Origin of the sequence: Comamonas sp. NyZ500 (assembly GCF_016772095.1) — a bacterium.
In the GTDB taxonomy this organism is placed as follows: Bacteria; Pseudomonadota; Gammaproteobacteria; order Burkholderiales; family Burkholderiaceae_C; genus Comamonas; species Comamonas thiooxydans.
Genome location: NZ_JAEIJE010000008.1, coordinates 155,046 through 168,902, shown reverse-complemented (window position 1 = coordinate 168,902; position 13,857 = coordinate 155,046). Strand labels below are relative to the sequence as shown.

Annotated in this window: 8 protein-coding genes; 6 read left to right on the top strand and 2 right to left on the bottom strand. The window is 63.0% G+C overall.

All coding sequences use genetic code 11. The annotated features are described in order from the left end of the window. Positions 1 to 4 precede the first annotated feature (4 nt). From JAO85_RS14370 to JAO85_RS14350, 5 genes are all read left to right on the top strand, one after another. Complete coding sequence (locus JAO85_RS14370; RefSeq protein ID WP_202788355.1) at positions 5 to 2,164, top strand: 3-hydroxyacyl-CoA dehydrogenase NAD-binding domain-containing protein; 2,160 nt, start codon at positions 5 to 7, stop codon at positions 2,162 to 2,164. An 88-nt stretch (positions 2,165 to 2,252) separates the two neighbouring features. After that, complete coding sequence (locus JAO85_RS14365; protein WP_202788353.1) at positions 2,253 to 3,959, top strand: GMC family oxidoreductase; 1,707 nt, start codon at positions 2,253 to 2,255, stop codon at positions 3,957 to 3,959. Between the two features lie 28 nt (positions 3,960 to 3,987). Continuing rightward, on the top strand, positions 3,988 to 6,399 hold the full coding sequence (locus JAO85_RS14360; protein WP_202788352.1) for an acyl-CoA dehydrogenase: 2,412 nt from the start codon (positions 3,988 to 3,990) through the stop codon (positions 6,397 to 6,399). 103 nt (positions 6,400 to 6,502) lie between these two features. Further along, the gene (locus JAO85_RS14355; RefSeq protein WP_012837493.1) at positions 6,503 to 7,861 is read left to right on the top strand and encodes an MFS transporter; all 1,359 of its coding nucleotides are present in this window, start codon (positions 6,503 to 6,505) and stop codon (positions 7,859 to 7,861) included. Between the two features lie 264 nt (positions 7,862 to 8,125). Further along, entirely contained in the window at positions 8,126 to 9,751 is a 1,626-nt protein-coding gene (locus tag JAO85_RS14350) for an AMP-binding protein (protein ID WP_202788351.1), read from the top strand. Positions 9,752 to 9,852: 101 nt separating this feature from the next. Here the strand turns inward: JAO85_RS14350 and JAO85_RS14345 are convergent, their stop codons facing one another. Both JAO85_RS14345 and JAO85_RS14340 read right to left on the bottom strand, forming a co-directional pair. Continuing rightward, positions 9,853 to 10,230, bottom strand: coding sequence for a hypothetical protein (locus JAO85_RS14345; protein WP_237734846.1), 378 nt, complete (start codon positions 10,228 to 10,230; stop codon positions 9,853 to 9,855). A 308-nt stretch (positions 10,231 to 10,538) separates the two neighbouring features. Beyond that, complete coding sequence (locus JAO85_RS14340) at positions 10,539 to 12,254, bottom strand: amidohydrolase family protein (protein ID WP_202788349.1); 1,716 nt, start codon at positions 12,252 to 12,254, stop codon at positions 10,539 to 10,541. A 297-nt stretch (positions 12,255 to 12,551) separates the two neighbouring features. On the opposite strand from JAO85_RS14340, the gene JAO85_RS14335 reads away from it, so the two are divergent. Beyond that, a complete protein-coding gene (locus JAO85_RS14335; protein WP_237734845.1) occupies positions 12,552 to 13,847 on the top strand; it encodes an MFS transporter in 1,296 nt (431 codons plus the stop codon). Positions 13,848 to 13,857: the final 10 nt, after the last annotated feature.

Sequence of the window (13,857 nt, the reverse complement as noted above, 5' to 3'; positions counted from 1 at the left end):
AGTCATGACAACGGAAATCATTCGCTACGCCGTAGATGAGGACGGCATTGCCACGCTGACGCTGGATTACCCCGGCAAGACCATGAATGTGATCGACCAGGCCTTCATGGACAGCCTGGAGGCCTGTATCGCACGCATGCACGGCGACGACCGGGTGCGCGGCGGCATCATTACCTCGGGCAAGGACAGCTTTGTCGCGGGGGCCGACCTGATGGGCATGGAGGCCAATATCGACGCCATGGCGGACATGCCCATCGAGGAACTGTTCGACTCCTGCGCATCGCTGTCCAGGCTGCTGCGCAAACTGGAGACCCTGGGCAAGCCGCTGGTGGCGGCCATCAACGGCATGGCATTGGGAGGCGGCTATGAAATCTGCCTGGCCTGCCACCACCGCATTGCAGCCGATGCACCCACGGTCATGGTCGGCCTGCCCGAGGCTCAAGTGGGCTTGCTGCCCGGCGCCGGCGGCACCCAGCGTCTGCCGCGCATGATCGGCATTCTGGCCGCCATGCCTTTTCTCATGGAGGGCAAGCAGTTGCAGGCAGTGAAGGCCAGGGAAGCCGGTCTGGTGGACGAAGTGGTGGCTCCCGAGCAGTTGCTCAGTGCTGCCAAGGCCTGGCTGCTGGCCAGGCCCACGGCGCTGCAGCCCTGGGATGTGAAAGGCTTTCGCATCCCCGGTGGCGGCCCGCTGGATGCGCGCGTGGCTCCGGCCTTCGTGGTGGGCAACACCATGCTGCAGGCCAAGACCTTTCACAATATGCCAGCGCCGCTGTGCATTCAAAGCTGCATCTACGAAGGTTGCCAGCTGCCCATCGACAAGGGCCTGCGCATCGAGAGCAAGTACATGGCCACGCTGTCGCGCAGTCCCGTGGCGCGCGGCATGATTCGCACCCTCTTCGTCAACAAGGCCAAGGCCGAGAAAGGCATGCACCGTCCTGCAGGCTTGGAGCCCTTCCAATGCCGCAAGCTGGGTCTGATAGGCGCAGGCATGATGGGCGCGGGCATTGCCTTGGTGGCCGCCCAGCGCGGTATTCAGGTGGTGCTGATAGACCGGGATCAGGCAGCTGCGGACAAGGGCAAGCAGTACTCCGAGAAGACGCTGGCCAAGCAGGTGGACAAGGGGCGCCAGAGCCGCGAGAAGGCCGATGCCATCCTCGCCCGCATCACGCCCGGCACCGATTACGAGCTGCTGCGCGATGCCGATATGGTGGTCGAAGCCGTGTTTGAAGACCGAGCCATCAAGGCTGAAGTGACCCGCAAGCTGGACGCCGTGCTGCCGCCTGGCTGCGTGCTGGCCAGCAACACCTCGGCACTGCCCATCAGCCTGCTGGCGCAGGCGAGCGACAGGCCCGATCGCTTCATCGGTCTGCATTTCTTCTCGCCGGCCGACAAGATGCCGCTGGTGGAAGTCATTCGCGGCAAGCAGACATCGGATGCCACGCTGGCGCAGGCACTGGATTTCGTGGCTCAGCTCAAGAAGACGCCCATTGTCGTCAACGACAAGCGCGGCTTTTTTACCAGCCGCTTCATCGGCGCGTTTGTGGATGACGCCATCGGCATGGTGGCAGAAGGCATTGCCCCTGCATTGATAGAGAACTGTGCAAAGCATGCGGGCATGCCCGTGGGGCCGCTGGCGATTACCGACGAGCTGTCGATTGACCTGTCCAAGCATGCGGGTGAAGCCCAGGCCAAGGAGTTCCCCGGGGAATACAAGCCGGGCCGGTCCGTGCCCGTGATCGGCAAGCTGTTCGAGCTGGGCCGCCTGGGCCGCAAGGTGGGCAAGGGCTTCTATGACTACGATGAAAGCGGCAAGCGCATCTGGCCGGGCCTGGCCGAGCATTACCCGCTGAAAGCCCCGCAGCCCAGTGCGCATGACCTCAAGCAGCGCATTCTCTATGTGCAGGCCGTCGAAGGAGCGCGCGCCATGGAGGAGGGCGTGCTGCTGGCGCCGGCCGATGGCGACATCGGCTCGATTCTGGGGGTGGGCTTTCCCGTCTATACCGGCGGCCCCTTCTGCTTTATCGACGGCATAGGTCTGGCGCAGTTCGTGGCCGAGGCCGATCGCCTGGCAGATCTGTTTGGCGAGCAACTGCGCCCGCCACAGCTGCTGCGGGATATGGCGGCCAAGGGTCAGACCTTCTACGGCAAGAGCGCAAGAGCCTGACAAGAGCACAAATGTGCCGCTAGGGGCGGGCCAGGGCTCGCCCCATGTGCAGACACTCATCCGATAAATACATCAATGGAGACAAGCCATGGATGAAGTCTTCGATTACATCGTCATAGGCGCGGGCTCGGCGGGGGGCACACTGGCTGCACGGCTGAGCGAGAACCGACAGCACAAGGTCCTGCTGCTAGAAGGCGGCGCAAGCCACAAGGATTTGCTGGTCTCCATGCCTTCTGGCTGGGGCCAGATGATCAACAGTTCCCGTTATTCCTGGGGGCACGAAACAGAGCCCGAGCAGTACGCAGCCAAGCGCCGCATCAGCCTGCCGCGGGGCAAGCGCCTGGGAGGCTCATCTTCCATCAACGGCATGATTTATGTGCGCGGCGATCGCGCGGACTTCGACAGCTGGGCTGAGCAAGGGGCGGCGGGCTGGAGCTATGACGAGTTGCTGCCCTACTTTGTGCGCACCGAAGACCAGCAGCGCAGCGAACAAGAATTCACCCGGCCCTGGCATGGGCGCGGCGGGCCGCTGACGGCCAACAATCTGCACAATCCCCATCCCGTATCGCTGGCCATGGTACAGGCCGCCATTCAAGCCGGCATGCCCGCATGCAAGGATTTCAACAACGGCCATCCCGACGGGGCAGGGCTGTTTCAGGTCAATCTCAAGAATGGTCAGCGCTCGTCGGTGGCCAAAAACGCCATCGAGCCCGCCATGCAGCGGCGCAATCTGGATGTGCGCATGCAGGTGCTGGTCACCCGCATAGGTCTGGACGGGCTGCGCGCCAGCACGGTGCACTGGAGGGACAAGGCCGGCGCAAGCCATGCAGCTCGCGCCAGCAAGGAAGTCCTGCTGTGTGCAGGGGCTCTGCAGTCGCCCCAGTTGCTGATGCTTTCGGGCATCGGCCCGGCAGCGCACCTGCAGGAGATGGGGATCGAGGTCAAGGTGGATCTGCCCGCAGTGGGCGCCAATCTGCAGGACCATGCGATTGTCCCCATGTCCTGGCGCATGAAGGCCGGAACGCCCAGCCTCAACCGCTCGCTGCGCGGCCTGGGGATTGGCGCTTCGCTCATTCAGTACCTGTTGACCAGGCAGGGCGCCATGGCCATGCCGGCTTCGGAGTTTGCCGCCTGGTTCCGCAGTGACTCCAGCCTGCCCTACAACGACATCCAGATTCACGGCCTGCCCGTGACCGGCGATATCGAGGGCTATATGCAGGGCGGCAAGAACTACCGCACCGAGGCCTTCCCCGGCATGACGATGGCGCCCTATCAGGTGCGGCCCTATTCACGCGGCCAGCTCAGGCTCAGGAGCAGCAAGCCCGAGGAGCTGGCCAGCATTCGCATGAACTTTCTGCACGACGAGCGTGACCGCAAGGCGCTGCTCCATGGAGTGCGCATGGCCAGCAGGATTGCCCAGCAGCCCGCGCTGGCCGGCCTGATCGAAGCGCAGACGCGCCCGGCACCTGGCCTGCAAAGCGACGAGGAACTGCTGGACTGGATCTCCATGTACATGGGTTCGGGCCACCACGCCAGCGGCAGCTGCCGCATGGGCCATGCGGCCGATCCGCGAAGCGTGGTCACGCCCGACCTCCGGGTCAAGGGCGTGCAGGGCCTGCGCGTGATCGATGCCTCGGTCATGCCGCATCTGGTGTCGGGAAACACGAATGCGGCATCGGTGGTGATTGGCGACAAGGGCGCGGATCTGGTGCTGGGCCTGGCCCCGCCTGCTGCAAGGCGGTGGAGTGTGGCAGCCGTGCTGCCGGATGGCGCATGCGCCGCCGCCGCGGTTTGAGCTTTGGAAGAATGGGTGGAGACAAAAGATGAACTTCGATTTCAGTGACGACCAGAACGCATTGCGCAACGAAATACGAAAATTCCTGACCAGGGAATCGCCGCTGACGCAGGCGCGTGCCTTGCTCGAGGGCGAGGGTCACCATGCCCAGGACGTATGGAGCGGCATGGCCCAGCTGGGTGTGAGCAGCCTGATGCTGCCGGAGGACTGTGGCGGTATAGGCCTCGGTGCCATGGAAATGTGCGTGGTGGCCGAGGAAGTGGGCCGCCAGCTCAGTCCCGTGCCTCTGGCCTCGACCATGTATCTGGCGGTGCAGGCCGTCCTGCTATCTACACAGGAGCAGTCTGCGCAACGCCGGCAATGGCTGCTGCCGGTTTCGGGTGGAAGCATTGGTTGCCTGGCAGCGCTGACGGACGGGCAGGAACCGCCATCCGGTCTGCCCCTGTTTGACGGCAAGACCTTGAAGGGGGAGTGTCCGCTGGTGGCCGACGGCATGGCCGCGCAATGGGGTGTGGTGCTGGCGCGCAATGAGACGGGGGCGGATGTGCTGGTGGCCTTCAGGTGTGACGGCTCGGTGCAGCGCAAGAAGCTCAAGACGCTGGATCCTTCCAAGCCCTATGCCTGGTTGCGCTTTGACGGCACGGCGGCCGAGCAGCTTGACGGAGCCTGCAGCGCTGCCCAGGTGCTGGCACGCGTGCGCAATCGTGCTGCCGTGATGCTGGCCTTTGAACAGCTGGGAGCAGCCGACGCCGCGCTGGAGATGGCCTGCAGCTACGCCAGGGAGCGCAAGGCCTTTGGCCGGCCCATTGGGTCCTATCAGGGCATCAAGCACAAGCTGGCCAATCTCTACACCAACAACCAGCTGGCCCGTGCGCATTGCTATTACGGAGCCTGGGCGCTGACGGCAGACATGGCTCTGGCTGATGGTGCGCCCGAGCTGCCCGGCGCAGCCGCCGCAGCGCGCGTGAGCAGCACTCAGGCGCTGTCGGATGCTGCACAGGAAAACCTGCATACCCACGGCGGCATGGGCTATACATGGGAGCTGGATTGCCATCTGTTCTACCGCCGTGCGCGCCAGCAGGCCGTGGAGCTGGGCAGTATCCACGCCTGGCGCGAGCAGGTGGCGGTCGAGTTGCAAAAACGATTGCTTTCTCCTGCGAAAGAGACGATTGGGCAGAGCTCGGCCGCGGTTGACCGCCAGTCCATGGACTTCGAGGACACGCCCGAGGAAGCCGCCTTCCGCGCCGAATGCCGCGCCTGGCTGCAAGCCAATGCCGTGCCCAAGGCAAGTGCCGACGACTATTTCGGTCGTGACATGACTGCCGAGCAGCGCATGGAGGCAGCCCGGGTCTGGCAGGGCAAGAAGGCTGCAGCGGGTTTGGGTGCGATTACCTGGCCAAAGATGCTGGGTGGCCGTGGCGGCACGCCCATGCAGGAGCTGATCTGGCGCCAGGAAGAGGGCAAGGTCAAGGTGCCAACGGGCATGTTCAACGTCAGCCTGGGCATGGTTTTGCCATCGGTGATGGCGCACGCCAGCGCCGAAGTGCTGGCCCTGCATGTGGCCCCGGCACTGGGCGGAAAAAACCTCTGGTGCCAGTTGCTGAGCGAGCCGGGTGCCGGCTCCGATCTGGGCATGGTGCGCACACGTGCCGAGCGTGCCACCGATGGCCGTGAGGGCTGGATCGTCAACGGGCAAAAGGTCTGGACGTCGCTGGCGCAGTTTGCCCAGTTTGGTCTGGTATTGACTCGTACCAATCCCCAAGCCAGCAAGTTTGAAGGCTTGACCACCTTCTTCCTCGACATGAAGTCGCCCGGCATTACCGTGCGCCCGATTCGCCAGGCAGGGGGCGAGTCCGAGTTCAACGAAGTCTTCTTCGAGGACGTGTTCGTGCCCGATAGTCAGATGGTGGGCAAGCTGGGCAGTGGCTGGAAGGTCACGCTGACAGGCTTGATGGCAGAGCGCCTGGCCATTGGCGGCGTGATGCCCGCCGAGCTGTGGCGCACCACGGCTGGCTTGCTGGCCGATCATCGCTTTGACGGCAGGCCGGCGCTGCAGGACGGTCGCTTGCGTGAGCGCTGGGCCGACCTCTATCTGAAGGAGCAGGCGCTATGGCTGCTGCAGTGCCGCGCGCTGACGGCGCTGAGCAAGGGCCGCCAGCCCGGCCCCGAAATGAGCGGTGCCAAGAACGTGGCCGCTGCCGCGCTGCAGTCCTTTAGCTACTTCGCCATCGACTTGCTTGGCGAGCGCGGCGTGCTGGCCGCCAGCGAACTTGGCGAGCGTTTTGCCATGGTGGAGCGCCTGTGGTTCGGCTCTGCCGGCATGCGCATTGCCGGCGGTACCGACGAGGTGGTGCTCAACAGCATTGGCGAACGCGTGCTGGGGCTGGCTGCCGAGCCCCGTGCGGACAAGGACCTGCCCTTCTGCGAACTGCTTGCCTAGTGACTTGGCGCGGCACATCGCAATGTGCCGCGTCCTTTTTACTGGGCATACAAGCCTCCATTCAATCCACGTGGCGGAGATCACGTTTTTCAGGAGACAGGAAATGAGTGCATCTGCTGTGGCACGTGTGCCGCAAGCCGCTTCGGCCAGGGTGATGCCGGTCAGCAATGTGACGGGCTGGCGTCGTCACTATCTGCTGCTGGTGCTGTTGCTCGTCTATGGCGTGAGCATGATAGATCGTCAGATCATGGGGGTGCTGATTCAGCCCATCAAGCAGGAGATGGGGGTTTCGGACAGTGCCATGGGCTTGCTCACGGGTCTGGCCTTTGCTCTGTTTTACAGCATTCTGGCCGTCCCCTTTGGCCGCTTTGCCGACCGTACCAACCGCCGCAACCTGATTGCCTGGTGCTGCGCCGGCTGGAGCGTTGCCACGGGTCTTTGCGGCATGGCGGTGGGCTTCTGGAGCCTGACGGCCGCTCGTGTGGGCGTGGCTGTGGGCGAGGCGGGCAGCACGGCGGCATCGACCACCATGATCGCCGATGTCTACCCGCCCGAGCAGCGCAGCCGAGCCATGAGCGTATTCAGCCTGGGCCCGCATCTGGGCTCGCTGGTGGGTCTGGGCGTGGGAGCCTGGATTGCCCAGCACCATGGTTGGCGTGCGGCCTTTTTGTGGCTGTCTGTGCCCGGCGTGCTGATCGCTTTGGTGCTGCGCATGACTTGCCGCGAGCCTTTGCGCGGCGCGCAGGAAGGTCGTGTCGTGGTGCAGGCCGCAACCGAGAAGTTCAGCGAGGTGATGTCAGCCCTGGTGCGCAACAAGGCGTTTGTGGGCCTGGGGCTGGCCAGCATGCTGATGGCGTTCTCGGGCTATGCGATCGGCATGTGGAATACCGCGTTTCTGGTGCGCTCCCATGGCCTTCAGCTCAAGGACGCGGGCGCCATCATGGGATTCATCGGCGGGCCGGGGGCGATTTTCGGGGCTTTGCTCAGCGGCTGGGTCACCGATCTGATGGCAAGGAGGGATGTACGCTGGCAAATTGGCGTTCCGGTTCTGGGGACGCTGATTTCGATTCCGCTGGGGCTGGCTTTCTATCTGAATGACTCTGCGGGACAGTGGACGCTGGCCGGCCTGCAGATTCCGCACGCGATTGCCTACTACGGTCTGTTTTCCATCTTCTCCAGTTTCTGGGCTGCGCCGGTGTTTGCTGCACTGACCAATGTGATTGCCTCCAGCCGTCTGGCGACTTCTCTGTCCATCTACAACCTGCTGCTGACTGCAGTTGGCGGTGGTCTGGGACCTCTGACGGTGGGTCTGCTCAGCGATGCATTCATCGTTCGGGCGGGCAGTGAATCGCTGCGCTGGGCGCTGGTCTGCATGCTCGCCTTTTATGCGCTGGCGCTGCTGATCTATGCCTGGACCATCAAGCCCTATGCATCGATGGTGACAGCGAAAAAGATCGCTTGAAGCGATTTGGAAACAGACGATGGAGAGAGTTTCCACCGAGATTGTGCTTTCTTCGACCAAGTCTTGGGAAATGCCTTGGCGAAAGTTTTTTAAGGGTAGGTGCTGTTGGGTGCTGCTTGCCTATCTGCGAGCATGCACCCTCGAAACCACAAGGGTCTGCACCAGGTTCAAGCAGACGATGAATGTGGACAGGCCGTCGTCGAGCATTGCAGCACCTGCGGGACAAGTGGATTCGTAAAACGGGAAGACAGACGGAGACAAGAGATGACACGGACCTTCAATCTGGCGGATATTTTTGAGTTGGTGGTGCAAGCTGTGCCGGATCGCATTGCCTTTGGCTGCGGCAGGCAGAAGCTCAGCTTCAAACAGCTCGATGAGCGAGCCAATCAGCTGGGCAATGCGCTGCGCGCGCGTGGCATAGGACGGGGAGACAACGTCGGCATCCAGCTCTACAACTGCGCCGAGTATCTGGAGGCCTTTTTCGCCTGCAGCAAGATCGGTGCCGTGCCGGTCAACGTCAACTACCGCTACGTGGCCGATGAGCTTCAGGGGCTGTTCAACAGCCTGGACCTGCGCGGCCTGGTCTATGGAGCGGACTTCGATGCGTCGGTGCTGGAAGTCATTGCCCTGGTGCCCACTTTGCGCCTGGCGCTGCGGGTTGGCGAGGAGCGTCATGGCCTGCCCAGGACAGTGCAATCCTACGAGCGCGTGTTGGCCGAAGGTGGACGGGAACTCACGGACGCCGAGCGCAGCGATGACGATATCTTCATGCTCTGTACCGGCGGCACCACGGGGCTGCCCAAGGGCGTGATGTGGCCGCATAAATCCTTGTTCATGGGGGCCTTGGGCGGTGGCGGCTATTACTTCCGCAGACCTCCCATCGAAAGGCCGGAGGAGCTGCTGCAACTGGTGCCCAACGGCCCGGCGCTGGCCTATCTGGCGGCGGCACCGCTCATGCATGGCGCAGCCATGTGGGCCACCCTGATCAGCCTGTTTTCCGGACATCCGGTCTATGTGAACGATCGCAAGAATTTTGATCCCGTACACATGCTGGATCTGATCGAGCATCACCAGATCAATGTGATGGCCGTGGTTGGCGATGCCATGGCCTTGCCCATCATCCAGACGCTGGAGAACAACCCCGGGCGCTGGCCTCTCAAGTCACTGATGATCTTCGGCAACGGCGGTGCCGTGTTCTCGCGTCATCTGCAGGAGCGGCTGCTGGTGCAGGTGCCTCATCTGGTGCTCAACAACGGCATGGCCAGCTCCGAATCCGGAGTCTTGGGCGGAGGGGAGAAAACGCCCGAGGGCGAAGGCTTTATGCGCATCGCGCCGCGTCCCGACCTCAGCGTGATCTCCGAAGATCTGCGCATTCTGACGCAGCCAGGTGAGGAAGGCATTCTTTCGCGCCGTGGTCACATGCCCCTGGGCTATTACGGAGATCCCAGGAAAACGGCCGAGACCTTTGTGATGGTCGAGGGCAGCCGCTGGGTGTTGACAGGGGACAGGGCCCGCATCGACACCACGGGTGAATATGTGGTGCTGGGCCGTGGTTCGCAGTGCATCAACACAGGAGGCGAGAAGGTTTACCCCGAAGAGGTGGAGGAAACCGCGCGCCGCTACCCGCCGGTTCAGGATGTGGTGGTCGTGGGCCTTCCTGACGAACGCTGGGGCAGCAAGGTGGTGGCCGTGGTGCAGGTGCAGCAGGGCCACGAGTTCGATCTGCAGGAGTTCGAAAAGATCTGCCGCAGCAATCTGTCGGGCTACAAGCTGCCGCGCGCCGTGTATCTGGCCACTGAAGTCAAGCGCAGCCCGGCAGGCAAGGCGGATTACCGCTGGGCCAAGGCCTATGCGGCGGAGCATGAACCGCTGAACGCCATAGAGGCCTGAATCGGAGGAAAAAACAGTTACAGACAGCACAAAGGATACCCTGTTCGTCGCGCCTGACGACGGGATTTAAAGGAGGCCCCGGCCTCCTTCTTTTTTTATCTTCAGCGTGGCGCAGCGCAGATCCGGCGCGCAGTCTTCTCGGACTTCAGCGCCACAAAGGCTTTGGCTTGCGTGTCATAGCGGTGTGCAATCACATACCGGCTGCAGCGATCCGAATAGCGCGCGCAGGCCTGCATGGCAATGCAAAGATGGGGCCCGTTCCCCCAGACCTTGGCGGGCGGCCGGTCGTAAATGCCTTCGTACAGCGTCTGCTCCTGCGCTCCCCCGTCATTCCATCTGGCCACGATTTCAGAAGAGAAATGGTCAAAGCCTGCGCTGCTGTAGCCCACCTCGTAGTCAATCGTGCCCAGCCTGGTGATGGAAGTGCGGCCCGTGACCTGTTTTTCCCAGGCCGCAGCTTCCTGCGCGTTGCAAGGCATGACGCAAAAGCTCAGCAGCATGAGCCAGGTCTGAAGCGGGATACGGAACTTGCGCAAATGCATGGGGCATGGACGTGGAAGATGACGGGGTCACTATATCGCTGGCATCCGCATGGCGTGAACACGATTTGCTCAAGGTGCTTGGTCCAGGCGCCCGATCTCTGCGAAGGAGGCCAGCGAGGATGGCTGCTCGCAAGCAGGCGGGCCTGGCGGATTGGGTCCGTTTTTGGATGAGGGGGGATGAAAAACGAGCGCAGGCCTCAAGAGCCCGGCTTGCTTCGAGGCCTGGTGGGGAGGATCGTCAGCGCTCAGCTGGCCCTGTGCTCGCTGCGCTTGAGCAAGCGGCCCGGCAATGCATCGGTGGCCATGCTGTCGCGGTAGGTGATCTGGCCGGACTTGATGGTGTAGCGATAGCCCTGCGCGCCTTGCAGGAAGCGCTTGCCGCCGGCGGGCAGGTCGCGAGCTATGTGCGGCGGCAGAATTTTGAGCGCCTGCAGATCGATGAGGTTGAGATCCGCCAGTTTGCCGACCTGCAGGACTCCTCGGTCGGCAAAGCCGTAGAGTGAAGCCGGCCGCTGCGTCAGCATATGGACGGCCTGCTCGATGCTGAACAGGCCGCGCTCGCGCCCCCATTCTGTGAGCAGAAAGGTCGTGGCGCTGCCGTCGCAGATGGTGCCCACATGGGCGCCGCCATCGCCCAGGGCGGGTACGGTGTGGGGATGGCCGAGCAGTTCGTGCAGGGCGCTGCAGTCATGGTCCAGATAATTGGCCATGGGCAGATAGACCAGCGCCTGGCCCTCATTGCCCAGCATGAAGTCATACATCCAATCCAGCGGTGGCTGGCCGGCCGCGTCGGCCAGAGCCTGAACCGAATCGCCTTCTTGCGGCAGATAGTTGGGCTCTTGGCCGCTCCAGGGGTACATGCCCGCAAAGTTCTGGCCGAAGTACTCCATGAACAAATGGGGATTGCGGTCCTTCTCGCCGAGGATGGCGTTGCGCGTGCCTGGTCGGGACAGCTCTTTGATGCGTTCTGCCGGACTGAGCTGCGCCAGCGCTTCATAGCTGGGCTTGCAGGAAAAGGGGTTCAGGCTGCATTCAAACCCCATGAGTACGCCCACAGGGCGGTTGAGCACCTGGCCCATGATGCGCAGCCCGCCGGCATTGGCTGTTTCAATATGCTGTAGCAGCTCTCGGTGCAGCTGCGGGCGGTGCGGATACTGAAGCACGGTGAGCGTGCCGGCGCAGCCCGTGTTCTGACTGACGCGGGTGAGAATGCCGAATTCGTCCTCGACGTGCTCGAAGTCCGAGATCATCTGGAAGACGCTGTTCGGATAGCTCTTGAGCGAGAGTCCCAGCTCCAGCAACTCCTCGCTCACGGCCTGGTACATGGGGGTGAAGTCACCCGACTTGGAGCGGTGGGCCATGGTGCGCGAGGTTGACAGACCAACGGCTCCGGCGGCCAGACCTTGCTTGATCAGCTCCTGCATGGTGCCGATGTCCTCGGCATTGGCCTGCTCGCGCCGTATGGCGCGCTCGCCCATGGCATAGACGCGCAGCGGACCGTGAGGCAGCAGGGCTGCAATATCGATGTCGTAGCGCCGCCCTGCCAAGGCTTGCAGATACTCAGGAAAGCTTTCCCAGTTCCAGGGCAGGCCTTCATGCAGCGCGGTGTCGGGGATGTCTTCCACGCCCTCCATGAGCGCAATCAGCGTGTCGCGGTCCTCGGGCCGGCAGGGGGCAAATCCCACGCCGCAGTTGCCAATCACTGCGGTGGTCACGCCCTGCTGGGAGCTTGGCCAAAGCCTTTCATCCCAGGTCGCCTGACCGTCAAAGTGGGTATGCACATCCACAAAGCCCGGCGTCACCAGCAATCCGTCGGCATCGATTTGCTGCGCGGCGATGCCCAGGTCCTGGCCGATGGCGGCGATGCGCCCGTTGCGCAAGCCGAGGTCTGCGCGGTAAGCGGGGGCGCCGGTGCCGTCCACGATGCGGCCGTTGCGGATCAGCAAGTCGAATTGCTGCATGTGTCAGTCTCCTTGAGGTTCTGGTGTGCGGTCGAGCCCGCAGCCGCATTCCATTAAGAGGCAATCCGCACCCAAGGCCAATCAGGGTTAGGGAATCGTCCGTTGGGACGATGTGAGGGCGGCTGCTCATGACCACGATGCTCAAGGCGGCGCCATCGGACTCGACATGGATGCGGCCGCGATGCGAGACGTGCGCAAAGACCTGCTCTCGCGCTCCTTGCGCCCGAGGGCAGACAGCGCTGCTGAGGCGTGAGCAGCGACGAGAGCCATGACGTGATGCAAAAAACCAAGAAAACAATGACAAACAAAAATCATCAAAGCTCATCCAGAGTGTATGTGCTGGTGCTGCTGACGGCCCTGTCTGCTCTGACCTTCATGGACCGGCAGATCCTGGCTGTGCTGCTGCAGCCCATCAAGCAGGAGTTCGGCTTCTCGGACTTGCAGATCGGCCTGATCACCGGACTCGGTTTTGCGCTGACGTTCGCAGTGCTGGGCATTCCTCTGGGACGACTGGCTGACAGACAAGAGCGCCGCAGCCTGATTGCCTGGTGCCGTGGCGTTGGTGGCAGCGTGGCGGCGCTGGGCGCGCTGGCCACTGGTTCGGGTGGACTGACTGCATCGCGCGCCGGTGCCGCATTGGGGGATGCCGGTGGCGGCGCTGCGTCCATGTCCATACTGGCCGATCTGTACAAGCCCCATGAGCGCTCGCGTGCCATGAGCGTCTTTGGTGTCGGCAATGCGATGGGCGCCTTGCTGGCCTTGCTTCTGGGGCCGTTGTTTGCCGAGTGGTGGGGGTGGCGTGTGACCATGGTCATCATCGGTGTGGCCATCATGGTCTTGTCCCTGGTGCTGCGCCTGAGCATCAGCGAACCCGTTCGTACCATCGCGCAGGTGATCTCCGAGCCGCAGGACGGCGGGCAGCAGGCCAAATCTGCCGTCGCCTTGATATGGAAAGAGCCCGTGACCCGATTTCTAATCGTGGGCGCTGCTTGCGTCCTGATCGCGGGAATCTCGATCGGTGCCTGGAATGTGGCCTTGCTTGCGCGGCGTTTCGATCTCAGTCTCAAACAGGCGGGGACGATTTCTGCAGGGGCCGCTGTGCTCTCGGTCTCGGGCAGCCTCTTTTCTGGCTGGTTGACGGACCGGCTGGCGCGCAGCGATGTGCGCTGGCAGATTCGCATCCCCGTGATCGGCACCAGCCTGGCCATGGTGCTGGGTTTCGGCTATCTGCTGGTGGGCTCGGACATGTTCATGCTGTCCATGGCCTGCATGTTGATTTATTCGTTCTTCACATCCTGGTGGGCTCCGGCCACCTACGCAGCCCTGAGCCTGGTCGTGCCGACCGAGCGGCGAGCCACGGCCAGCGCCATGGTGCTGATGGCCGGAGCCCTGCTGGGCAACGGAGTGGGGCCTATCGTGGCGGGCTGGCTCAGTGATGTGCTCAACACCGTTGCGCCCGGCGAAGGCCTGCGCTATGCCATGGCGATCATGATGTGCACGCTGCTGCCCGCGGTATGGGCGTTTTACCGTGCTCTGCAGCATTACCCCGGCGCCTATCGCAAGGCCCACGCGCCCGTGGTAGTTGCCGCATGAAGGCGGAGGA